Here is a 22111-nt window from a genome sequence, read left to right on the forward strand (position 1 = left end):
CAAGCAATAACAAACTTGCTGGCGTAGCTCAATCGGCAGAGCAACTGACTTGTAATCAGTAGGTTGGGGGTTCAATTCCTCTCGCCAGCTCCATTGTAAACTAACTCAACGAAAAATATTGAGTTGTGAAATTGCAAAAAACAAATAGGGAAGAGTACCCAAGAGGCTAAAGGGGACGGACTGTAAATCCGTTAGCTAAGCTTTCACTGGTTCGAATCCAGTCTCTTCCACCAATATTTACCTTATAGGGAATATTTTAAAGGTATCCCTAAGGGTACACCACATATGCGGGTGTAGCTCAGTGGTAGAGCCCCAGCCTTCCAAGCTGGTTGCGAGGGTTCGATCCCCTTCACCCGCTCCATATGCGCCTATAGCTCAGTAGGATAGAGCAACGGACTTCTAATCCGTGTGCCGGGGGTTCGAATCCTCCTAGGCGCGCCATGTTGTTGGGGTGTAGCCAAGTCGGTAAGGCACTAGACTTTGACTCTAGCATTCCACAGGTTCGAGTCCTGTCACCCCAGCCAATAAACATAAATTAAATAATTATGATCCATTAGCTCAGTCGGTAGAGCACCTGACTTTTAATCAGGGTGTCCCGCGTTCGAGTCGCGGATGGATCACCATGGAGAGGTACCGAAGCGGTCATAACGGGGCGGTCTTGAAAACCGTTAGGGTGCAAGCCCACGTGGGTTCGAATCCCACCCTCTCCGCCAAATTTGAGATTTATAATTGTTCGCAAGAACTGATTATTTTTATATGGAGAAGTACTCAAGTGGCTGAAGAGGCTCCCCTGCTAAGGGAGTAGGTCCTTCACGGGGCGCGAGGGTTCAAATCCCTCCTTCTCCGCCATGGTAGGGGCCTTTAGCTCAGTCGGTTAGAGCGCCCGGCTCATAACCGGTAGGTCCGGGGTTCGAGTCCCTGAAGGCCCACCATACCATACATATAAACTAAATTAATGTGCCCGGATAGCTCAGTCGGTAGAGCAGTAGACTGAAAATCTACGTGTCGCTGGTTCGATTCCGGCTCCGGGCACCAGTTTTTTATTTTTGGGGCCTTTAGCTCAGTTGGTTAGAGCGCCCGGCTCATAACCGGTAGGTCCGGGGTTCGAGTCCCTGAAGGCCCACCAAAAAACATAGGGGTGTAGTTCAGTGGCAGAACGTCGGTCTCCAAAACCGAATGTCGTGGGTTCAAATCCTGCCACCCCTGCCAAAACAATTAGTAATGTTAATTATAAAATATGGGCGCATAGCTCAGTTGGGAGAGCACCTGCCTTACAAGCAGGGGGTCACAGGTTCGAGCCCTGTTGTGCCCACCATTAGGGGCCTTTAGCTCAGTCGGTTAGAGCACCCGGCTCATAACCGGTAGGTCCGGGGTTCGAGTCCCTGAAGGCCCACCAAAAAAAACAGACCAAAGAGTCTGTTTTTTTATTTCTCATCTAAAATATATCTTTAAAGATTTGTATAAGTAAATTTTTAATATTATTAATACAGTATTTTTTTTCAATCATCAATACTAAAATATTAGACGGTAATTTATAGTCTAAGTTATTATTTATATTATTAATTTGATCAAACTCGGAAGTATCTATATATATACATTTTTCTTCTTTGGTTATATAACCACGTTTTATTTCTATATATATATCAAATTCATTAAGATTCTTGGTAATAACACTATAAGTTTCATTATAATATTTTATATTTTTTATTAAAGGATGGTTTGAAAGTCCATTAATATTTAACATATCACCTTTTATTCCCATATTTTCAATTGTAAACTTTAGAACTTTATTCTGCAATTTAATACAAAGACTTTTTTTATCTTCTAGTACATCTAATATTTTAATTATGTCTAACATATGGACAAGGTCATCATAGTTATGTTTTAGTATATTTTCTTTGAGCAATATATTTTTAGATTTTATATAATTATAATAAAAACCAATACAGTCATAACCAGAGTATTTATCTTCCCTATTAAATCCTAAACTGAGTTCAATAGTTTTTAATTTTAAGTTTGGAAGATTTAGATAGGAGCTATTTTTTTTAACTATTTGATATAAATCAAAGGATTTTAATTTATCAAATGTGTAATTAATTCCATATTTTTTTAGACGACACTCTATAAATGGTAAATCAAAGGATTCCCCATTAAAAGTAATGATTTTATTAAAGTCATCTAGATTATTTATAAATTCTTTTAATAAAGTTTGCTCATCATCTATATTATTAGCAAAATATTGCTTTAGTGTCCAACTTTGAGCATTGAAGTCAAAAAATAAAACTCCTATTAAATAAATCATGTTTTTATTTCTATTTAATCCAGTAGTTTCAATATCAATAAAACAAATATTATTGTTATCAAAATAATTTTGTATATTTAAAGAATGAGAAATTATATTAACTATAGTCTCCATAAACAATTCACCCTAAGCTTTCATTATGTTATAATAATAATATTGATATTTTAATTATACCTTTAAATAGAGATAAAATCAAAGCTTGTATATAGAAGAATTTTAGGATTGAGAGGAGATAAAGTTAATTATGATTAATATAGAAAATGTTGCTAAAATGTCTAATGAGGAAATAAGAGATAATATTATATTACTGAACAAAAAACAACTTAAACTTATAAAGGAATCTAGCTATTTAAATGCCTTTAACGGTATAAATATACTTAAAAATATGTTAAAAGATAGGAAACAAACTGAAAATAAGGGGTTAATTAGTGAATTTAATTTATTAGATTATTACATAAATAAGGTTATAAATTTACTAAATAAATCTATGCCTGAATTAGGTGGAAAAATAGATTTAGAATTAGATGAAATAATTTGTATTAGAGAAGAAATATACGAATTATTATCAATTATAGATGGATATAATATAGAGTTATCTTATATGGGGGAATTAGTTGACCAATATGGAATTAAGATATTATCTAAAAAGGATTATGAAAATATACCATACAATGCCAATAAGGTAGATGAGCTAATTGCTATAATAAATGATATCTTAAATAAATTAAAAGATGATTATTATAAGTATATTCATGTTATTTCACAAATAGTTTTGACAATACCTATGAGATTAGTAAAAGAAAATTATTTTGCTATACTTAAAAATACCATAATGAGAAATTTAAGATTATATACTAAGGTACAGGTTGAAGCTCAAATTAATGAATATAAAAAACAATTTAATAGTTCTATAAGGGATGGATATGGTACTAAATTTGATTATTATTTTAGAGAAATACAAAAATTACGAAATATAAAATTATCAGATAAAAATTTAGACGAATTAGATATTATAGTAAAAGAAATAATTAATTTGGCTAAAGAAATCAATGAAATATTTGATTTTATATTGAGATTAGGGTTGATAAGTAATATGGTTATAGTCATTTTTTTAGAAAAGGATAGTTTGATATCTGAAGAAATTGTAGAAATATATGAAAAATGGATGAAAACCATAACCAATGAAGATAAAGAAAGTATAGATAAACTTAATAATATAATTGAAAAAGGAATAAAAAAAATAGAAGAAGATATATTTGTGGATTTAGAAGAATTTAATATTTTAAATTCTGAGGCATTAAAAAGGGAAGATTTTAATTATGTTGAGTTAGACGAAGACTTACTTTATACTAAAAAAATACTTACTTATTATAATGATACCAAATTAGTAGACAATAAAATATTATTTCCAGAGAATGATATACAAATTACGCAAGAGTATTTAGAACAAATTGTTGATTCTTTAATACAGTATATAAATAGATCTTTGTCTAAAATGAGTAATATTGAAAGAAAGGTTAGAATGAGAAAATTATTATCTGAAATAGAACTACCTTTTAATGGTATTGAGGAATTTAACGACTATATTAGGTACTCATTAGATAGTAAAGTCTTATCTAAGGAAGAAATTAATTTTACTATAGATTATTTACTTTATTTCTTGCAAGAGTTTATAAATGAAGAGTAAAAATATGATGCCTTTTAATAAAATAAATAAAATGAGGTTGATATAAATGATTATGGATAGTACAATAAGAGGTTTTAAAAAAGGAATGAATACCTTATGGAGATTGACAAAAATAGTAGTTCCTGTATATTTTTTTGTTACTTTTCTTCGGATGACACCAATATTAGATATGATTTCAGTGTGGTTTGAACCTGCTATGAAATTATTGGGTCTGCCTGGTGAAACATCTTTAGTTCTTGTACTAGGGAACTGTATTAATCTATATGCAGGAATAGGTGCAATTACAAGTTTGAATTTAAATATTAAACAAATAACTATCTTAGCAGTTATGTTATCATTTTCTCATAGCCTATTTTTAGAAACAGCTGTTGCTAAAAAAACAGGAGTGAATTTATTTGTTGTAATAGGTATTAGACTTGCATTAGCAATAGTTTCTGGATTAATATTAAATATTCTTTTATAGGAGTGAAATAAATGAATTTTGGGCTATATATTAAAGATAGTTTTATGGGATCATTGGAATCTGTAATTACAATGGCTAAGATTGTTATTCCATTGATGGTATTTATGGAGATTCTTAAGGATTCAAAAATATTAGCTAAATTATCTCGAAAGATGGAGCCAGTTGCTAATTTTTTTGATATATCTAATGTAGCTGTTTTTCCTTTAATTATAGGGTTAATATTTGGTTTGTCTTATGGCGCTGGAGTTATTATAGAAAGCACAGAGGAGAATAATTTAAGTAAAAAAGATTTATATACCTTAATGATATTTCTAATTGCTTGTCATGCAGTGATTGAAGACACATTATTATTTGTAGTAGTAGGGGCTAATCTTTGGTTTTTATTGAGTGTAAGAGTAGGAGTAGCAATAGTTATTTCTTTATTTGCATCGAGAATATTAAAGAAGGCAGAGATTAACGGTTATTTAATTAAAGGATAATAAAAGAGGTGCTGATAAACAAGCACCTCTCTGTATTTTTATTCAAGTTCTACGTCTACTTCTTCAACAAATTCCTCTGCATCTAAAGTTCTGAATCCCCTTCTACAACCTGGACGATTAGGTTTTCCAGGGTCTTCAATTCCACCTATACTATCTTCGTCTATTTGTCTTGGGAATAAAGTTGGGAATGTTGTACAAATTGGTGAAGTTTCTGGAGAAAGTTCAGTAAATCCTGTTGAAAGTACACATAATTGAACTGGAACTATTATCTTCTTTTCACAAGATATACAAATAGCAATGATTAAATCTATTCTTACTTCTCCAGTTTCTGGATTTATACGTATATCTCTAGCAATACTATTAGTACCAAGCCTTGTTTCACATAAGATATTACGGAATTCAGCAAATCTTGGGAAGAATGCAGAATTAAACACTGAAGGTATACATAATTCGAAAAAGTTAGTTAGCACTATAGGTGAGTTAGCTGGTGCAATAGGAACATTAGCTGATAATGTAACAGTACTTCTTCTTCCATTAGCACTTAAAACTAAAACATCGATTTCTACTAATACATTTCCTCTAAGACAAATTCTTTGAGTACCAAATACTGGAGTACCTCTACCTTCATCATCACATACAGTCGTATCGGCAAATATTAGTTTTTGATTTTGAATTCCATCTGGTCCTACTACTTCTACAAAATTACCTTGTGCATCTCTCACAAACTCTCCACCTGAAAGAACAGTTTCTGGATTTATTACTAAATTACGAGGGTCATTTACATTAGCAGGATTAAAAAATCTTCTACATCTAATATCTAAAACTCTTATGATTCTTGAACCTTGTGGTAAATTTGGAGTAAATCTTACATTGCTAACAGTACTTAAAGCTTGTAAGTTTACAAGAGTTGCATCATAAACTTTTTGTACAAATATAGGTTCAGTTACTACTCTTCTTAGGGTACCATCCCATTCACAACCTGTAGTTCCAACACAACATCTATCAGTGATATTTTGATTAAGTTCTTCTGGTAATATATTTGAATGCATTATATTTCCTCCTTTTTAAAAATAAGATATTTTCTCTTCTCACTGATAATATATTCCATTAGTTATTATTCTGTTACAAATAAAAATGGGAATATAAGACATATAAGGATAATATCTATTACTAGAGAGATTTATTAAGAATAATCAAAAGGTGGTGCTTAAATGACTTTTTTTACTGATAAATGGACTATTGCTGAAATGAACTCCAATAATATCATGTTATTTAGAAAATCAAAAGAGGATATTTTGTTAGAAAGAATTACAAGTGATATAAATCCTAATAGCAAGGAGATTATAGCTAAAGACGTACTTGAAGAATATGATATAGCCATTGATTTGAAAAATAATATTTATATATTATATCAAAGCAAAGAGGGACATCTTATTTTGAATATATTTGGAGAAAAGAAAAAAGAAAAAATACAGCTTACATCAGAAAGATTAGCAGAAGTATTTGATTTAAATATTATGATAAAAGATGAAATAATACATATATTTTATTTAATAAAAGCATTAGATGCTGAAGAAAAATATAGAATTCATCACTATTACTATAATAGAAGTATTTGGAATGATCATATAGTGGGGGAAATTATTGTAAATAAAGTTCTCAATCCTATTAAATTAACTCAAAATCATAATAATATTTTATTATTATATTATAACAATAACAAGGTAATAGAATTGAAAGAATTTAGTATTGATAAATTGGAGTGGAGTAGTAAGAAGGTTTTAATTGATACAGAAAGTGATAAACTATTCTTGGATATATGTATAATAGATGATATTATTCATTTGACTTATTGTGAATATAGTTTTGGTAATTTAGTAGTCAAATATAATAAATTTCATTATGATAATGGAAATTATGTAAAATATAGTGAGGAAACTATCTCAAATGAAGGAAGTCCATCTCATCCTAATATAATATTTTTTCAAAATAAACTATGGATTACTTGGGTAGAATTAAATAAAATAATGAGTAGATACAGTGAAGATAGAGGGGAATCTTGGGAACAAACTTTATATATGTGGAATGAATCAAGGGGGATAGATTTTGTTAGATATAAGTATTTAACCATAACTCCAAAGGACAATGTTCAACTACAATATTCTTTTGGCAGTATATACCCAGAAATAAGATTTATGGGTTTCGGACCTTTAGATAATGTTGTAGAAGTTCCCGTAAAAAAAAAGAAGCTCATGAGTATTCCAAGAATTTAGAAATAGTAATAAATAGATTGGAAGAAAAGGTTAAGGAACTGGAAGATAATATAATTGAAATCGAAAAATTTTTAAATTATAAAACTAGAGGAAGATATAGAAAGGAAGGAAAAAGGCTATAATAAACCTTTTTCCTTTAAGATTATTAGTTAAATAGATTTTGCTCTATTATTTCCTTAATTTTATGCATATCTTTTGTTGACCCTAAGGCAAGCATAAGTTTTATTCTTATTTTTTGTCCTGGCAAATTACCTCCAAAGATTACACCTAATTCACGTAAATGTTTACCTCCTCCTTCATATCCATAGGAGTCTAAAACTCTACCTGTAGGACATCTAGATACCATGACTACAGGAATATTTTGACTAATTGCCTTTTTGATACCTGGTATCATTTGAGGAGGAAGATTTCCTCTACCTAGTGACTCAATAACTATACCCTTATATCCAGAGTTTATGTAAAAATCTAATATATCCGACTCCATACCAGGAACAGATTTTATTAATCCTACTTTTTCTTCTATAATATTAGTATCAATGAATTGGTGGGATATAATGTCTCTGTAGAATATAACTTCATCATTATCTACAATTCCCAAGGGACCAAATTCTGGAGACTTGAAAGTATCTAAAGATAATGTATTAGTCTTAGTAACTTCGCTAGCGGCATTTACTTCATTGTTCATTACTACTAAAACACCTTTATTTCTAGCCTTATTAGAGATAGCAGTACATAAAGCAGCAGAAAGATTGCTGGAGCCATCATATCCAAGTTCAGAACTATTTCTCATGGCACCGACTACTACTATAGGCTTTTCTGTTTTAATTATTAAATCAAGAAGATAAGCAGTTTCTTCAAGAGTATCTGTACCATGGGTTACTATGACACCTGTAATATCATCTCTAGTTATGGTTTGCTTGACTAAATCAGCTATTTCCATCATCATAGATGGAGTAATATGAGGACTAGGTATATTTGCATAGTTAATTACTTCAATTTCAGAAAAATTTTCAATGTTTGTAACCATACTAATAATTTCTTCTGAAGTTAATGCAGGTATAGCAGCATGAATACGAGGATCAATTTTCATAGAAATAGTACCACCAGTAAATATTATAGCTACCTTATTTTTATTAGACATATTATATACCTCCAATTAATTATATTAAAATTTAAGTACAATATTAATATAGCATACTTTAAGATACTATAAAATATAAAGGGGAAATAATTACATAAAAAAAAGACTCCTAATGGAGTCTTCACCCGTTTTGGATGTAAATAAACCGTTCAAAAGGGGTATTGGGAATAGAGATCTTATTTGAGGTTACCAGGGGGATAACCACATATAAATTATAGCAAATACCGACAAAATATGCAAGGGTTTTTTTAAAAAAATCATTTTACGACATGAAGTTTACATAATTTCAAAATCAATCTATATTGTATTTTAGATTTATAATTTGACTTTAATATAATATATAAATCTTGTATAATAGTATAATAGGATATAGTTAATATAGGAGGATTTAAAATGGATAATAGATTTTTGGAATTAGAAAAGGTATTATCAAAAAATGGTTTTATAGTAAGGAAATTTAATAGTATTTTAGAAGCAAGAGAAGACCTACTATCTCAAATAGAGAAGGAAGAATCTATAGGTATAGGTGGTTCTATGACAATTCAAGATATGGGAGTATATGAGGACTTAAAAAATAGTGGTAATGAAGTTTATTGGCATTGGAAAAAAGATGTTGAAAATGCAGTTACAAAAGCTATAAATACAGATACTTATATTACAAGTACCAATGCCTTGACTATGGATGGTAAGCTTGTGAATATGGATGGAAATGGTAATAGAGTAGCATCTATGATTTATGGACATAAAGATGTATATATAGTTGTTGGAAGGAATAAAATATGTAAAGATTATGAGGAAGCTATAGAAAGAATTAGAAACATTGCTGCACCAATGAATGCTAAAAGACTAAATCTTAGTACTCCTTGTACTTATACTGGAAAATGTATGGATTGTAATTCACCACAAAGAATTTGTAAAACAGAAGTTATAATCCATAAAAAACCTGGAGCAACTAATATTCATATTTATTTGGTTGATGAAGAATTAGGATACTAATTAGAAGAGGTGTATAATATTTGATTTATTTGGATAATTGTTCCACTACAAAACCAAGGAAAGAAGTTATAAATATTGTTAGTGAAAGTATGGAGAAGGATTTTGGTAATCCTTCATCTCTTCATAGACTTGGTATGAAGTCGGAAAAAAAAATAAAAGAAGCTAGAGAATATATTGCTAAATATTTGAATGTAGATAATAATGAGATTTATTTTACTTCTGGAGGTACAGAAAGCAACAATATAGCTATTCAAAGTATTGTAAATAAATTTGGCAAGAGAGGTAAACATATAATTACTACGAAGATAGAACATTCTTCCGTATTAAACATAATGAGAAACTATGAAATTCAAGGTTTTGATATTACTTATCTAAATGTGGATAGCCTTGGTTATATATCTTTGGAAGAGTTGAAAAATTCTATTAGAAAAGATACTATTCTAGTATCTGTAATGCATGTTAATAATGAAATAGGAGCTATACAGCCTATAGCAGAAATAAAAAAGATTATCAATTCAGTAAACCCCAGTACATTATTACATGTTGATGGAGTTCAAGGATTTGGCAAAGTAGGTTTATCCTTGAAAGTATGGGGTATAGATAGCTACTCCTTTAGTGGACATAAGGTTTATGGACCAAAGGGGGTAGGAGGGCTATTTATAGATAAAAAACATGTTCTTTCTCCCATAGTTTTTGGAGGGAACCAAGAGAAAGGACTAAGATCAGGAACTGAAAACTTGACTGGTATTATTGGATTTGGTGAGGCTGTAAGAATAATGACAAAGAATTTCGAGAGTGAATCCAAGTATGCGTTTAAACTTAAAGAATATCTTGCCAATAGGGTGAAAGAAGAAATCCAAGATATAAGATTTAATACTTCATTGGATGAAAGTTCTTCTCCATATATATTAAATATATCTTTTAATCATGTAAGGGGGGAGGTACTTTTACATTGCTTAGAGGATAAAGATATTTATGTATCCACTTCTTCAGCATGTTCATCTAAAGGTACAGAAAAGAGTCATGTGCTTAAAAGTATCTGTCTAAAGAATGAAGAGATAGAAGGAGCCATAAGATTTTGCTTTTCATATGAAAATACCATTGAAGATATTGAATATACAGTTCAGATACTTAAGGAGTCAGTATCTGAAATTAGACAAATAACTATGAGGTGATTGAGTGGATAAAGTGCTATCTGTAAGTTTAGGTGAGATTGCTTTAAAGGGATTAAATAGAAAATATTTTGAAGACCAATTAATTAAGCACATGAGAAGAGCAATAAAAGATTTAGGATTTGAAAAGATATATAAAGAACAGGGAAAAATTTATATAGAAGCAGAAGAAACTAAATTTTCGCAGATGATTAATAGATTGAGAAAAGTATTTGGACTTGTATATATAAGTCCATGTATTAGAGTTGGAAAAGATGTAGAAGTTATTGAAAAAGCTGTACTTAAAATGGTAAAATGTAAAATTGAAAAGGATAAGATAAAAACATTTAAAATTGATACTAATAGAGCAGATAAAAACTTTCCAATAAAGTCTCCAGATTTCTCTAGGCAGATGGGCGGGGTTGTACTTAAAACTTTTAATGAATTAAGTGTAGATGTCCATAATCCAGATACATTAATATATATTGATATAAAACAAAATGTATATATATATGCAGATAAGATTAAAGGATATGGAGGTATGCCAATAGGTACTAATGGTAAAGGGCTACTGCTTTTATCCGGAGGTATAGATAGCCCAGTAGCTGGATTTTTGATGGCGAAAAGAGGTGTTGAGATATCAGCAGTGCACTATCATTCCTATCCTTTTACATCTGAAAGGGCTGAAGAAAAGGTTAAAGATTTGGCTTCTATTCTATCTAGATATACTGGTAAAATAACTATGTACAGTGTAAATCTATTAAACATTCAAAAAGAAATAAATGCCAAATGTCCAGAGAAGGAAATGACGATTTTATCTAGAAGATTTATGATGAGAATAGCTGAAGGAATAGCTGAAAAACAAAAATTAAATGCTTTAATAACTGGGGAGAGTTTAGGTCAGGTAGCTAGTCAGACAATTGAAGGTATTAGTGTAACAAATGCAGCAGTGAAATTACCTGTATTTAGACCTTTAATAGGACTGGATAAAATAGATATTATAGAGATTGCAAAAGATATAGAAACCTTTGAAACATCCACTCTTCCTTTTGAGGATTGTTGTACAGTTTTCTTACCTAAGCATCCAGTTACAAAGCCAAAGATAGAAGATATTGAAAAGTCAGAGGAAGCATTGGATATAAATTATCTTATTGATAAGGCAATAGAAAGCATGACAATAACTACAATAGAATAATAAATGAATTTAATAATTTATTTGAATAAACTAGCATTTAATGCTAGTTTATTTTTTTTATACAAAAAACTTAGTATATTAAACTTGAAATATTCTATATACTATATAAGTAAGTATAATACAAAGATAAAAGACAAATAAAAATTATAAAAATCTATTGACTTTTATTGTGGATTTTGACTATAATATGATAGTTGGAAAAAAGTTTAGTAAAGATAAACTAATTATTTAATATATAGTTAGTAATACAGGGGGCGTATTTATGAAAATTGGTGACAAAATAAGAAGGCTGAGAATACAGAATTCACTTACTCAAGAAGAGTTAGCTGATAGGTCAGAGTTGACTAAGGGATTTATATCTCAAGTAGAAAGAGATTTAACCTCTCCTTCAATAGCCACTTTAGTTGATATCTTAGAGGGACTTGGGACGAATTTACAAGAGTTTTTTAATGAATCTGTTGATGAAAAAATAGTTTTTTCAAAAGATGATGCTTTTGAAACAGAGAATGAAGAATTAAAGTATGTTTTAAAATGGATCGTACCTAATGCACAGAAAAATAAGATGGAACCAATTCTTCTAGAACTAGAGCCTGGAGGACAGTCAAAAGAGGATACACCTCATGAAGGTGAAGAATTTGGATATGTAATAAACGGAAGTATTTTTGTTAATATAGGCAGAGAAAAGTATAAGGTTAGAAAAGGAGAAAGTTTTTACTATAAGGCTAATTCTAATCATTATATATCAAATGAAGGCAAGACAAAGGCCTCAATTATTTGGGTGAGTACACCGCCTAGTTTTTAAAGATAATGGGGGGAATAAAATGCACGCTATAGAATTAAAAAATATTAGAAAAGAATTTGGCGGAATTACAGTTTTAGAAAATATCAATTTATATATTAGACAAAATGAATTTTTAACACTTTTAGGGCCAAGTGGTTGTGGTAAGACAACTACCCTTAGAATAATAGGTGGATTTGAGGAACCAACTAAAGGTACAGTTTTATTTGAAGGGAAAGATATTACAGGATTACCGCCCTATGAGAGACAGATAAATACAGTATTTCAAAAATATGCTCTTTTTCCACATCTAGATGTATATGATAATATTGCTTTTGGATTAAAGATAAAAAAGATACCAAAGGATGAAATTAGTAAAAGAGTTAAAGAAATGTTAAGACTTGTGAATCTTCAAGGATTTGAAAATAGGACAATTACTTCATTAAGTGGTGGGCAACAGCAAAGGATAGCCATAGCTAGAGCATTGGTAAATGAGCCTAAGGTTCTTTTGTTAGATGAACCCCTAGGAGCATTGGATTTGAAACTTAGAAAAGATATGCAAATGGAATTAAAAAATATGCAAAAGAGGGTAGGTATAACATTTATATATGTGACACATGACCAAGAAGAAGCATTAACTATGTCCGATACAATAGTTGTAATGGATAAGGGAAAAATTCAACAAATTGGTACACCTGTTGATATATATAATGAGCCTAAAAATGCCTTTGTTGCGGAGTTTATTGGTGAAAGCAATATTATAAATGGAATTATGCATGAAGATTTTTTAGTTGAATTTTCTGGAGAAAATTTCCAATGTGTAGATAAAGGATTTGACAAGGATGAAGAAATAGAAGTAGTAATAAGACCAGAGGATATTGAAATAGTTTCGTTAGAGTCTGGGAAACTGAAAGGAGTAGTTGAGTCTGTAACATTTAAAGGAGTTCATTATGAAATGATAGTTAAATCTAAGGATTTTGATTGGATGATACACAGTACTATAATGAAGCCTGTAGGAACTGAAATAGGAATGATGGTCTTACCTGAAAATATTCATATAATGAAGAAGGTGAGGGAAGAATGAAAATGAAAAAGGTGGCATATCCCTATATTATTTGGATGGTTATATTTATTGTAATTCCACTTTTACTCATAATGTACTTTGCTTTTACTAGGGGAGATAGCCAAAACTTTTCTACATTTCAGTTTAGCTTAGATAATTTTAAAAGGTTTTTTACTCCAACCTATTTAAAGGTATTGGGTCGTTCAGTTAACTTAGCATTTATTTCAACAGTTATCTGTTTAATACTTGGGTATCCCATGGCATTTATTATCTCAAAAGAAAAGATCAGAAAAAGGAATATTATGATTTTAATGTTTGTTATACCTATGTGGATGAACTTTTTATTAAGAACTTATGCATGGCTTACTTTACTTGGTAGAAATGGGTTTATAAATTTCCTAGTTACAAAATTGGGATTTAAACCACTTGAGTTAATGTATAATGATAAGGCAGTTTTACTTGGAATGGTGTATAATTTTTTACCATTTATGGTTTTACCTATTTATTCAATATTGACTAAAATAGATAATAGTTTAATTGAAGCAGCAGAGGACTTAGGTGCTAATAAGGTTAAAGTATTTAGAAAGGTTATACTTCCACTTAGTATTCCAGGAATTATCACTGGTATAACTATGGTATTTATACCAGCTGTAAGTACATTTATAATATCAAGCTTGCTGGGGGGAAATAAATATAATTTAATTGGAAATCTTGTAGAGCAACAATTTAGATGGACAGGAGATTGGCATTTTGGTTCTTCAATGTCTATAATATTGATGGTATTTATCCTTATAACAATGGCTCTTACATCAAAATTTGATAAGGAAAAAGAAGGTGGAGGTGGGGGATTATGGTAAATAAAGGAATAAAAAAACTATATACATTTTTGATATTTTCATTTCTATATGCCCCCATTATTGTTTTAATAGTATTTTCGTTCAATAACTCTAAATCAAGAGGAGTATGGGCTGGTTTTACACTAAAATGGTATATAGAATTATTTAAGGATGCTGAAATTTTAAAAGCTCTTTATTATACTTTACTTGTAGCAGTACTTTCCGCAATTATATCTACAGTAATAGGCACATTTGCTGCGATTGGTATCTACAATATGCCAGGTTTAAATAAAAAAATAATTTTAAACTTAAATTATATTCCAGTATTAAATCCTGATATAGTTACGGCAGTATCCCTTATGGCCTTATTTAGATTTCTAAGAATAGAATTTGGGTTTGCTACCATGCTTTTATCCCATGTGACATTTTGTACACCATATGTGATACTATCTGTACTGCCTAAATTAAAGCAGATGAACAAACATTTAGCTGAAGCAGCTATGGATCTTGGAGCAACACCATTTTATGCCTTACGAAAGGTAGTTATACCTGAGATAATGCCAGGTATAATAACAGGTGGACTAATGGCATTTACACTATCAGTAGATGATTTTGTTATATCTTTTTTCAATACAGGAAATAGTGTTTCTAATTTAAGTATTGAAATATTTTCTATGACAAGGCGTGGAATAAATCCTGTAATAAATGCATTATCTACTTTAATGTTTGTTAGTTTAATGATAATGCTGTTAATAATAAATAAAAGAACAGAAAAAAATGAAATTGAAAGAGGTGTATAAATTGAAGGCAAAAAAGTCAATATTATTTTTGGTTTTAATTTTAGTTATGGGAATTATTTTAGTTGGATGTGGTGATAAAAGACCAACCATCAATGTATATAACTGGGGAGATTATATAGATAAAGATGTAATCAGGGACTTCGAAAAAGAACATAATATAAAGGTAAATTATAGTATGTTTGCAACTAATGAAGACTTATATGTAAAATTAAAACAGGGTGGAAGCAGCTATGATGTAATATTTCCATCTGATTATATGATTGAAAGAATGATAAGAGAAGATATGCTTCTTAAACTAGATAAAAATAATATACCTAATATAAATAATATAGATGAGAAGTTTTTTAATTTAGATTTTGATTTAAGTAATAAATATTCTGTACCATATATGTGGGGGACAGTTGGCATTATCTACAATAAGACAATGGTAGATGATGTAGTAGATAGTTGGGATATTTTATGGAATGAAAAATATAAAAAGCAAATAATTATGTTAAATAGTCAAAGAGATACTCTTGCAGTGGCATTATTAAAACTTGGATACTCTATGAACACAAGAGATATAGATCAACTAGAGAAAGCAAAGCAAGAATTAATTAAACAAAAACCATTAGTATATGCTTATCAAGGTGATGAGGTAAAAGATGCCATGATAGGTGGAGATGCAGCTCTTGCTGTAGTTTGGTCAGGAGATGCAGTAGCTATGATTAGAGATAACCCAGATTTAGCCTATGCTATACCAAAGGAAGGAACAAATCTTTGGTTTGACAGTATGGTAATACCAAGTACAGCAAAGAATAAGGAAGGTGCTGAGGCTTTTATTAATTTCATGTGTAGACCAGATATTGCAGCAAGAAATACAGATTATATAGGATATTCAACCCCTATACCAAAGGCAATAGAAATGTTACCAGATGATATAAAGAATTCTAAAGTTGCATATCCTTCCGATGGAGAAATTAAAAATACTGAGATATTTAAAGACCCAATGGATATCATACAAGAATATGATAGAATATGGACTGAAATAATGTCAGGAGAATAATAAAGGTACTGGATTGCAGCAGAAGGTTGCAATCCAGTATTTTTTATGGAGTATTTTAAGATTAGAGAAATCAAGAAATTATATGAATAAAGAGAATTAATTTACAATTTTTATCACAGGATAATGAAAATACTTCGACAAATAAATGTCGATAAATGATATAATATGACCAAGGGATGTTTAAATGGGGTGATAAAATGTATAATGCTTTTTTTGATATGGATAGAGATAGGAAAATGAAGAAGGCTTTTTTAGATATTAGTAAGCGGGGAGTTATTAAAAAATATCCTAAAAACAGTATAATAGAAATACAGGATAAAAAATTCTATATAGTAACTAAGGGAAGAATTTGTTATTCATTTTATAGTATAGACGGTGGAGAAAAAATTTTTTACTTTATCAGTGCTGGTGGGGTGTTTGGTGAGTTAGAATATTTTGAAGAGTGTAAAAGTGAGCTAGTAGTAAAATCTGCAAAAGATAGTGAAATATCAGTATTAGATGAGGAGCAATTAGAGAAAATTATTTTGGAAAGTCCAGAAATCTATAGATATATTATTTACAATCTAATAAGGAAACTGAGAATATTAATGTCTGTAATGGTGAATATGGCTTTTGGCGATTCTAATGGAAAAGTAGCTGACACTTTAATTAGATGGTTTTATCAGGAAGGGTCAATAGATAAGCAAAGTGCTAAAATAAGGAGAAGATTCACACATGAGGAAATTTCTAAGATACTTGGATGCTCTAGGGCTACAGTAACTAAAGCCTTAAATGAGTTTCAAGATAAAGAATTAATAAGTATAAATGGGGACCAAATTGTAATACAAGATATAGAAGGGTTGTCAAAATATGTGACTTGGAAATAAAAATATACATACCTATCATAAAAGTAAATTGAACTTTTGTGATAGGTATTTTTTTACGGATATTTAAGCTTCTAATATATTCAACAAAATAATTTAACAGTGTAGTGTGGAACACAGAAATAAATATAAAGATAGACCATAATATTAATTAATAATTCTAAAAATATAATGAATATTAAATTCAAAGGGGTGATGTTTATAGAAAATTGAGTAGTTACAAAATATTATTGATGAAAATGGGAGGTGAATATATCTAAACAGTATTTTGATTTTTTAAAAGGCATAGTAAGATTTGATTTGGGACCTTCTTATGCTTATGAAGGAAGAACGGTAACGGAATTAATATCCAGAGGATTTCCAGTTACCACAAGGATGGCAGTTCTTTATATTGTTTTGATTATAGTATTTGGAGTTCCTTTAGGAGTAGCAGCTGCCTTGAAAAGAAATAGTTACTTTGATAGAGGAATTATGTTTATTACAACTTTAGGCAAGACACTGCCAGGTTTTGTAAAGGCTACTTTAATTTTATATATATTTGCTTTTAAGTTAGGTTGGTTTCCTATATTTGGAATTAATGATGGATTTAAGAGTTATGTACTTCCTTGTATAGCCATGTCACTAGGCTCAATTGGTTCAATGACGAGACTAAATAGGGCATCAATGCTAGACGTTATGGGACAAGATTATATTAGAACAGCAAGGGCAAAGGGATTAAGTGAAATAAAAATTAAATATAAACATGCATTAAGAAATGCATCTCTACCAATGATAACGAGTTTAGGTGGTAATATTGCCAGTGCTTTAACAGGTTCTTTTGTAATAGAGAAGATATTCGCATTACCAGGTGTAGGAGGTTATTTTGTTAAAGCAGTTGGAAACAGAGACTATACTACAATTATGGGTGTTACAATATTTTCTTCTCTCATTTCATTGATTATGGTACTTATAGTTGATATATGTTATGTAGTTGTAGATCCACGAGTTAGTATAGATAAATAATTAGAAAGGGAGGGAGAACGTAGGTATGGAGAAAATAGATAAAATCTCTCAAATAAGTTCTGAACTATGGAAACCCATTGAGAGACGTGAAGTAGTACAAAGTATAGGGGGTGAATCCTTAACTCACTGGCAGGATGTAAGGAGAAGATTTAGACAAAATAAATTATCTGTTTTTGGCGTATTTATAATGTTGTTTTTAGTATTTGTAGCCATTTTTGGATCTTATATTTCGCCATATAATTATTCTGATCAGAATATTGATTTTAAGTCAATACCACCAAGATTTCCCATACGAAAGCTCAATGAAGATACATATTTTTATCTAGATCCAGTTATGGGAGCTTTCACAGTTACAGAAAATGGAAGATTATTAGAAAAGGTAACAGATGTAAGGGAAAATATTCAAGAAAAAAAGAGGATATATAATATTGAAGAAACAGAGGTTGTTTTTGATTTTAATGAGAAACCTTATAGGATAAAGAATTCTCAAGGTGAAGAAATTAAAGTCTATAAAAAGGTTTTTAATAGATTATATGTATTCGGTACTGATGATTTAGGAAGGGATATATGTGTCAGGATAATTTATGGGGCTAGGATATCAATGATAGTTGGCTTAGTTTCTGCTATATCAAATTTGACTATAGGGGTTTTATATGGAGCTATATCTGGTTTTATAGGTGGAAGAACAGATATGATAATGATGAGAATAAGAGAAGTTTTAAGCTCTATACCTAGATTGCTGTACGTCATTATTTTGATGCTTATATTTGGCTCTGGAGTTAAAACCGTTGCGATTACTATTGGATTAACCTCATGGCTTGGTATGGCAAAAATGGTAAGGGGACAAGTCTTATCTCTTAAAGAAAGTGAATATGTTCTTGCAGCTAAGACAGTTGGAGCAAGTACGTGGAGAATAATTACAAAGCATCTTATACCAAATACTCTTGGTATAGTAATTATAGAAGCAGCTATGAGAATACCAAATTCAATATTTACTTAAGAGATGCACTAGATCCAAGACTACGTAAATAAAGAAGAGGTGACTAAATGGCTGAAATGTTACAGGAAATGTGGAAGAAAAATTTAAATATTGAAGTTGAGCTTACGAATGTTGAATATAAGGTAGAATCAGAGAGAAGACATAGTGGAGAATTTCAACTGGCTAGATCAACTTGGAATGGAAGTCGTTTCCCATTTTCATTTTTAAGTATTTTTGCAACTGGAGATTATAATAATAATCCTCATTATAGCAATCCTGATTATGATGCATTAGTAAATAAAATAAGAACAGAAATAGATTTAGTTAAGAGGGATGAATTGCTTCATCAAGCAGAACAGTTTATACTCAATGAGTATATAGTTTGTCCAATAAGTTATGGTACTTCTTCCATGTTATTGAGTAGTAGAGCTAAGGATATTAGAATTACACCTACAGGTGGAGTAATATTTTATCATGTATATATAGAGAATTAACTTACAATCAAATTAAAATATATTTTAGATTTATAATAAAATCCAAGAAGAGAAAAATTTTTAAATTATTAAAGGGAATTCTTTTTTAGATTCACATTAAAAAGGTAAGGTGAAAATACATTGAGAGATTATTTGAAAGTAATAGACTTCATTAATGAAACCAAATCTAAATTTTTAAATAATAGATATGTTAATGTAGATGAAGTTATAAATGATTATTTCAAGACCATTAGTCTAATATGGGAAGAAATAGATAATGTAAATGAACAAGATTTAACAAATATGTACAAAGTACATGAGTTTTTAATTAATGAGGTTTGCAATATTCATGATAGAGAAAATAGTGATATTAATGAAGAAACTTTTAAGCAAAACATTAATATCAAAATAGCTAGTGCAAAACTTGAAGATGGTAAAAGAGGCTGTAACATGTATTCATTTAATGATATGGATTATGAGTATTATTTAATAGGTGATATACATTCAGATACTATTAGCCTTAAAAGAATTTTAGAAAAAACTGATTTTTTCAGCAAAGTTTTTAGAAAAGAAAAGGTTAGGTTAATTTTCTTAGGAGATTATGTTGATAGAGGAAAAGAGCATCTTAAAACTTTACAATGTCTTTTAACCTTAAAATATATATTTACAGAAAACATATTTCTTCAAAGAGGTAATCATGATGGAGGCTCTTTTATAGATGGAGAAGTAAAAATGTGGGTTAGAAAACCAGAGAAAGATTTGGAAAAAGATTGGTTTCTTCTATACCTATATAATCTAGCAAAGTTAAATAAAACTTTTAATATTGATATTATTGATAAATATTTAGGTTTATTTGATAGTTTAAGTAATATTTCATTTATATGTAATGAGAATACAGTATTAATGGCAGTTCATGGAGGAATATCAAGACCTAGAAAAAGCGAGGGGAAATTCTTCGGATACTTAAATAGTATTTCAGATCTTACTAATGAGAATATATTGGATTATTTAGATGGATCCATAATAAAAAATATGATGTGGAGTGATCCTTCTGTTAGTAATGAAAATCTTAAAGAAGATAAAGTAAGATTTAGATTTACTGAAGAACATTTCAAAGAGTTTAGAGATTTAATAGGATTTGATATTTTTGTCCGAGGACATCAGGCTGAGCCACTAGGGTACCATAAGTTTTTTGGTGATAAATTAATTACAATTTTTTCAAGCGGAGTTATTTTAAACAATGGGGAGAATATAAACGATGAAACTGCCTATGGAAATGTATCACCTAAAATATTAAAGATAGATAGAAAAGGAGAAGTTCTGATTTTAGATATTAACTCTTAAAATAGGGTATTAAGGATTTATAAAATAAATTTTAATCCAATAAAGAGGTAGAAAATTGTGATTGATAATGTAGAAATAATATTAAGAATTGTATTATCCACTATAATTGGTGGTTTAATTGGAATGGAAAGAGAAGCAAATAATAGACCAGCTGGATTGCTAATTGGAGATCCATCAAGATTAGCAGCACAAGTAGTAAGTGGAATAGGTTTCTTAGGTGCAGGAACTATAATAAGAACAGGAAGCCATATAAAAGGACTTACTACTGCTGCCAGCTTATGGGTATGTGCAGGAATAGGATTAGCTATTGGGAATGGCTATTATTTGGGAGGATTATTAACGGCAGCTATAGTGCTTCTAACCTTAGGAATCTTGAGTGCTTTTGAGAAAAGGATATTCAAAACAAAATATAAAAATTTAGAAATTGCAGCAATTGATAGAACGGGACTTATTGGGGAAATTGGAGTTTTACTAGGTAGATATAATATTGATATTATTGATATTGGGATTGTAAATATAAATGATGGTGGTAGAAACAATGATATATTAAAATCTTGTATCAAAGTGAAACTGCCAGTTTCCGTAAATCTGGATAAGTTTTTCCAAGATATCTATAATATTAATGGAATATTAGAAGTCATATTTATTGAGGGAAATTAAGATTAAATATAGGATTAATTTTAAAAAATATATAAGATAATAGGAGGAGAGAACAAAAAATGGATTTTTCAAATTTAACTAAGTATGACCCAGAAGTGATGAATATTATTGAAAAGGAATTTAATAGGCAGAAGAAACATATTGAACTTATAGCTTCAGAAAATTTTGTAACCCCACAAGTAATGGAAGCAGCTGGTAGCTATTTAACTAATAAATATGCAGAAGGATATCCAGCCAAAAGATATTATGGCGGTTGTGAAGTAGTAGATATGGTTGAAGACTTAGCTCGTGATAGAATGAAAAAAATATTCGGTGCTGACCATGCTAATGTACAGCCACATTCTGGTTCTAACGCTAATTTGGGAGTTTATTTTGCAGTATTGAAACCCGGAGACAAAGTATTAGGTATGAATTTATCACAGGGCGGACATTTAACCCATGGCAGCCCAGTTAATATTTCAGGAACCTATTACAATTTTATAGCCTATGGAGTAAATAAAGAAACAGAAACAATAGACTATGATGAAGTCAGAGAAATAGCATTAAAAGAAAAGCCAAAGATGATAGTAGCAGGAGCAAGT

22 protein-coding genes and 14 tRNA genes are annotated in these 22111 nt (G+C 30.0%); 33 read left to right on the forward strand and 3 right to left on the reverse strand.

Going from position 1 to position 22111, the window contains the following annotated elements:
- Positions 1-17: 17 nt before the first annotated feature.
- The 14 genes from BUB33_RS14870 (at position 18) to BUB33_RS14935 (ending at position 1396) form a co-directional block, all read left to right on the forward strand.
- Positions 18-93, forward strand: a tRNA-Thr gene (locus BUB33_RS14870).
- Positions 94-148: 55 nt separating this feature from the next.
- A tRNA-Tyr gene (locus BUB33_RS14875) sits at positions 149-233 on the forward strand.
- 54 nt (positions 234-287) lie between these two features.
- Positions 288-361 (forward strand) — tRNA-Gly (locus BUB33_RS14880).
- 3 nt (positions 362-364) lie between these two features.
- Positions 365-441, forward strand: a tRNA-Arg gene (locus BUB33_RS14885).
- Between the two features lie 6 nt (positions 442-447).
- Positions 448-524 (forward strand) — tRNA-Gln (locus tag BUB33_RS14890).
- 23 nt (positions 525-547) lie between these two features.
- A tRNA-Lys gene (locus BUB33_RS14895) sits at positions 548-623 on the forward strand.
- 1 nt (position 624) lies between these two features.
- Positions 625-713 (forward strand) — tRNA-Ser (locus tag BUB33_RS14900).
- Between the two features lie 45 nt (positions 714-758).
- Positions 759-849 (forward strand) — tRNA-Ser (locus tag BUB33_RS14905).
- A 6-nt stretch (positions 850-855) separates the two neighbouring features.
- A tRNA-Ile gene (locus BUB33_RS14910) sits at positions 856-932 on the forward strand.
- A 27-nt stretch (positions 933-959) separates the two neighbouring features.
- Positions 960-1035 (forward strand) — tRNA-Phe (locus BUB33_RS14915).
- A 14-nt stretch (positions 1036-1049) separates the two neighbouring features.
- Positions 1050-1126: transfer RNA gene (locus tag BUB33_RS14920), tRNA-Ile, on the forward strand.
- An 8-nt stretch (positions 1127-1134) separates the two neighbouring features.
- Positions 1135-1209 (forward strand) — tRNA-Trp (locus BUB33_RS14925).
- A 30-nt stretch (positions 1210-1239) separates the two neighbouring features.
- Positions 1240-1315 (forward strand) — tRNA-Val (locus tag BUB33_RS14930).
- A gap of 4 nt (positions 1316-1319) precedes the next feature.
- Positions 1320-1396 (forward strand) — tRNA-Ile (locus BUB33_RS14935).
- Positions 1397-1435: 39 nt separating this feature from the next.
- Here BUB33_RS14935 and BUB33_RS14940 read toward each other — a convergent pair.
- The gene (locus BUB33_RS14940) at positions 1436-2416 is read right to left on the reverse strand and encodes a ribonuclease H-like domain-containing protein (RefSeq protein WP_072977918.1); all 981 of its coding nucleotides are present in this window, start codon (positions 2414-2416) and stop codon (positions 1436-1438) included.
- Positions 2417-2546: 130 nt separating this feature from the next.
- On the opposite strand from BUB33_RS14940, the gene BUB33_RS14945 reads away from it, so the two are divergent.
- Genes BUB33_RS14945 through BUB33_RS14955 form a run of 3 tightly spaced genes read left to right on the forward strand, consistent with a single transcriptional unit; the run spans position 2547 to position 4931 of the window.
- Positions 2547-3989, forward strand: a complete 1443-nt coding sequence (locus BUB33_RS14945) for a hypothetical protein (RefSeq protein WP_072977920.1) — start codon at positions 2547-2549, stop codon at positions 3987-3989.
- Positions 3990-4035: 46 nt separating this feature from the next.
- Positions 4036-4452, forward strand: coding sequence for a nucleoside recognition domain-containing protein (locus BUB33_RS14950; protein ID WP_072977923.1), 417 nt, complete (start codon positions 4036-4038; stop codon positions 4450-4452).
- Between the two features lie 11 nt (positions 4453-4463).
- Positions 4464-4931, forward strand: a complete 468-nt coding sequence (locus tag BUB33_RS14955) for a nucleoside recognition domain-containing protein (protein ID WP_072977925.1) — start codon at positions 4464-4466, stop codon at positions 4929-4931.
- Positions 4932-4969: 38 nt separating this feature from the next.
- On the opposite strand, the gene BUB33_RS14960 is transcribed toward BUB33_RS14955, so the two are convergent.
- The gene (locus BUB33_RS14960) at positions 4970-5980 is read right to left on the reverse strand and encodes a hypothetical protein (RefSeq protein WP_072977927.1); all 1011 of its coding nucleotides are present in this window, start codon (positions 5978-5980) and stop codon (positions 4970-4972) included.
- A gap of 162 nt (positions 5981-6142) precedes the next feature.
- On the opposite strand from BUB33_RS14960, the gene BUB33_RS14965 reads away from it, so the two are divergent.
- Positions 6143-7204, forward strand: a complete 1062-nt coding sequence (locus tag BUB33_RS14965; RefSeq protein ID WP_072977929.1) for a hypothetical protein — start codon at positions 6143-6145, stop codon at positions 7202-7204.
- A gap of 145 nt (positions 7205-7349) precedes the next feature.
- On the opposite strand, the gene BUB33_RS14970 is transcribed toward BUB33_RS14965, so the two are convergent.
- A complete protein-coding gene (locus tag BUB33_RS14970) occupies positions 7350-8345 on the reverse strand; it encodes an asparaginase (RefSeq protein ID WP_072977932.1) in 996 nt (331 codons plus the stop codon).
- Between the two features lie 393 nt (positions 8346-8738).
- Between BUB33_RS14970 and BUB33_RS14975 the strand changes: the two genes are divergently transcribed.
- The 15 genes from BUB33_RS14975 to BUB33_RS15045 form a co-directional block, all read left to right on the forward strand.
- Positions 8739-9341 (forward strand): lactate utilization protein, encoded by a 603-nt coding sequence (locus BUB33_RS14975; protein ID WP_072977934.1) that lies wholly within the window; start codon positions 8739-8741, stop codon positions 9339-9341.
- Positions 9342-9370: 29 nt separating this feature from the next.
- On the forward strand, positions 9371-10516 hold the full coding sequence (locus BUB33_RS14980; RefSeq protein WP_234950073.1) for a cysteine desulfurase family protein: 1146 nt from the start codon (positions 9371-9373) through the stop codon (positions 10514-10516).
- A gap of 4 nt (positions 10517-10520) precedes the next feature.
- On the forward strand, positions 10521-11687 hold the full coding sequence (gene thiI, locus BUB33_RS14985; RefSeq protein ID WP_072977938.1) for a tRNA uracil 4-sulfurtransferase ThiI: 1167 nt from the start codon (positions 10521-10523) through the stop codon (positions 11685-11687).
- Between the two features lie 262 nt (positions 11688-11949).
- Positions 11950-12489, forward strand: coding sequence for a helix-turn-helix domain-containing protein (locus BUB33_RS14990; protein ID WP_072977940.1), 540 nt, complete (start codon positions 11950-11952; stop codon positions 12487-12489).
- 19 nt (positions 12490-12508) lie between these two features.
- Positions 12509-13549, forward strand: a complete 1041-nt coding sequence (gene potA, locus BUB33_RS14995; RefSeq protein WP_072977942.1) for a spermidine/putrescine ABC transporter ATP-binding protein — start codon at positions 12509-12511, stop codon at positions 13547-13549.
- Positions 13546-14385, forward strand: a complete 840-nt coding sequence (locus BUB33_RS15000; RefSeq protein WP_072977944.1) for an ABC transporter permease — start codon at positions 13546-13548, stop codon at positions 14383-14385. Before potA ends, BUB33_RS15000 begins: the two co-directional genes overlap by 4 nt.
- Positions 14379-15164 (forward strand): ABC transporter permease, encoded by a 786-nt coding sequence (locus tag BUB33_RS15005; protein ID WP_072977946.1) that lies wholly within the window; start codon positions 14379-14381, stop codon positions 15162-15164. The genes BUB33_RS15000 and BUB33_RS15005 overlap by 7 nt, the downstream gene beginning before the upstream one ends.
- Before the next feature lie 46 nt (positions 15165-15210).
- The gene (locus BUB33_RS15010; RefSeq protein WP_234950074.1) at positions 15211-16209 is read left to right on the forward strand and encodes an ABC transporter substrate-binding protein; all 999 of its coding nucleotides are present in this window, start codon (positions 15211-15213) and stop codon (positions 16207-16209) included.
- A 197-nt stretch (positions 16210-16406) separates the two neighbouring features.
- Complete coding sequence (locus BUB33_RS15015; RefSeq protein ID WP_072977951.1) at positions 16407-17075, forward strand: Crp/Fnr family transcriptional regulator; 669 nt, start codon at positions 16407-16409, stop codon at positions 17073-17075.
- 243 nt (positions 17076-17318) lie between these two features.
- Positions 17319-18074 carry an ABC transporter permease gene (locus BUB33_RS15020; RefSeq protein ID WP_072977953.1) on the forward strand — a complete coding sequence of 252 codons (756 nt, stop codon included), beginning with the start codon at positions 17319-17321 and terminating at the stop codon, positions 18072-18074.
- Positions 18075-18099: 25 nt separating this feature from the next.
- Positions 18100-19074: an ABC transporter permease gene (locus BUB33_RS15025; protein WP_072977955.1), complete on the forward strand. Its 975-nt coding sequence runs from the start codon at positions 18100-18102 to the stop codon at positions 19072-19074.
- Between the two features lie 47 nt (positions 19075-19121).
- Positions 19122-19547 carry a periplasmic substrate-binding domain-containing protein gene (locus BUB33_RS15030; RefSeq protein ID WP_072977957.1) on the forward strand — a complete coding sequence of 142 codons (426 nt, stop codon included), beginning with the start codon at positions 19122-19124 and terminating at the stop codon, positions 19545-19547.
- A gap of 120 nt (positions 19548-19667) precedes the next feature.
- Positions 19668-20870 carry a metallophosphoesterase family protein gene (locus BUB33_RS15035; RefSeq protein ID WP_072977959.1) on the forward strand — a complete coding sequence of 401 codons (1203 nt, stop codon included), beginning with the start codon at positions 19668-19670 and terminating at the stop codon, positions 20868-20870.
- Between the two features lie 57 nt (positions 20871-20927).
- Positions 20928-21530, forward strand: coding sequence for an MgtC/SapB family protein (locus BUB33_RS15040; protein WP_072977961.1), 603 nt, complete (start codon positions 20928-20930; stop codon positions 21528-21530).
- A 59-nt stretch (positions 21531-21589) separates the two neighbouring features.
- A partial coding sequence (locus tag BUB33_RS15045) for a PLP-dependent aminotransferase family protein (protein ID WP_479694042.1) occupies positions 21590-22111 on the forward strand: 522 nt, incomplete at its 3' end.

Source organism: Tissierella praeacuta DSM 18095 (assembly GCF_900128955.1).
GTDB classification, from domain to species: domain Bacteria; phylum Bacillota; class Clostridia; order Tissierellales; family Tissierellaceae; genus Tissierella; species Tissierella praeacuta.

Coding starts and splice junctions, on each gene's coding strand:
- BUB33_RS14940 (WP_072977918.1), bottom strand. CDS start 2,416: ATGGAGACTATAGTTAATATAATTTCTCATTCTTTAAATATACAAAAT.
- BUB33_RS14945 (WP_072977920.1), top strand. CDS start 2,547: ATGATTAATATAGAAAATGTTGCTAAAATGTCTAATGAGGAAATAAGA.
- BUB33_RS14950 (WP_072977923.1), top strand. CDS start 4,036: ATGATTATGGATAGTACAATAAGAGGTTTTAAAAAAGGAATGAATACC.
- BUB33_RS14955 (WP_072977925.1), top strand. CDS start 4,464: ATGAATTTTGGGCTATATATTAAAGATAGTTTTATGGGATCATTGGAA.
- BUB33_RS14960 (WP_072977927.1), bottom strand. CDS start 5,980: ATGCATTCAAATATATTACCAGAAGAACTTAATCAAAATATCACTGAT.
- BUB33_RS14965 (WP_072977929.1), top strand. CDS start 6,143: ATGACTTTTTTTACTGATAAATGGACTATTGCTGAAATGAACTCCAAT.
- BUB33_RS14970 (WP_072977932.1), bottom strand. CDS start 8,345: ATGTCTAATAAAAATAAGGTAGCTATAATATTTACTGGTGGTACTATT.
- BUB33_RS14975 (WP_072977934.1), top strand. CDS start 8,739: ATGGATAATAGATTTTTGGAATTAGAAAAGGTATTATCAAAAAATGGT.
- BUB33_RS14990 (WP_072977940.1), top strand. CDS start 11,950: ATGAAAATTGGTGACAAAATAAGAAGGCTGAGAATACAGAATTCACTT.
- potA (WP_072977942.1), top strand. CDS start 12,509: ATGCACGCTATAGAATTAAAAAATATTAGAAAAGAATTTGGCGGAATT.
- BUB33_RS15000 (WP_072977944.1), top strand. CDS start 13,546: ATGAAAATGAAAAAGGTGGCATATCCCTATATTATTTGGATGGTTATA.
- BUB33_RS15005 (WP_072977946.1), top strand. CDS start 14,379: ATGGTAAATAAAGGAATAAAAAAACTATATACATTTTTGATATTTTCA.
- BUB33_RS15010 (WP_234950074.1), top strand. CDS start 15,211: ATGGGAATTATTTTAGTTGGATGTGGTGATAAAAGACCAACCATCAAT.
- BUB33_RS15015 (WP_072977951.1), top strand. CDS start 16,407: ATGTATAATGCTTTTTTTGATATGGATAGAGATAGGAAAATGAAGAAG.
- BUB33_RS15025 (WP_072977955.1), top strand. CDS start 18,100: ATGGAGAAAATAGATAAAATCTCTCAAATAAGTTCTGAACTATGGAAA.
- BUB33_RS15030 (WP_072977957.1), top strand. CDS start 19,122: ATGGCTGAAATGTTACAGGAAATGTGGAAGAAAAATTTAAATATTGAA.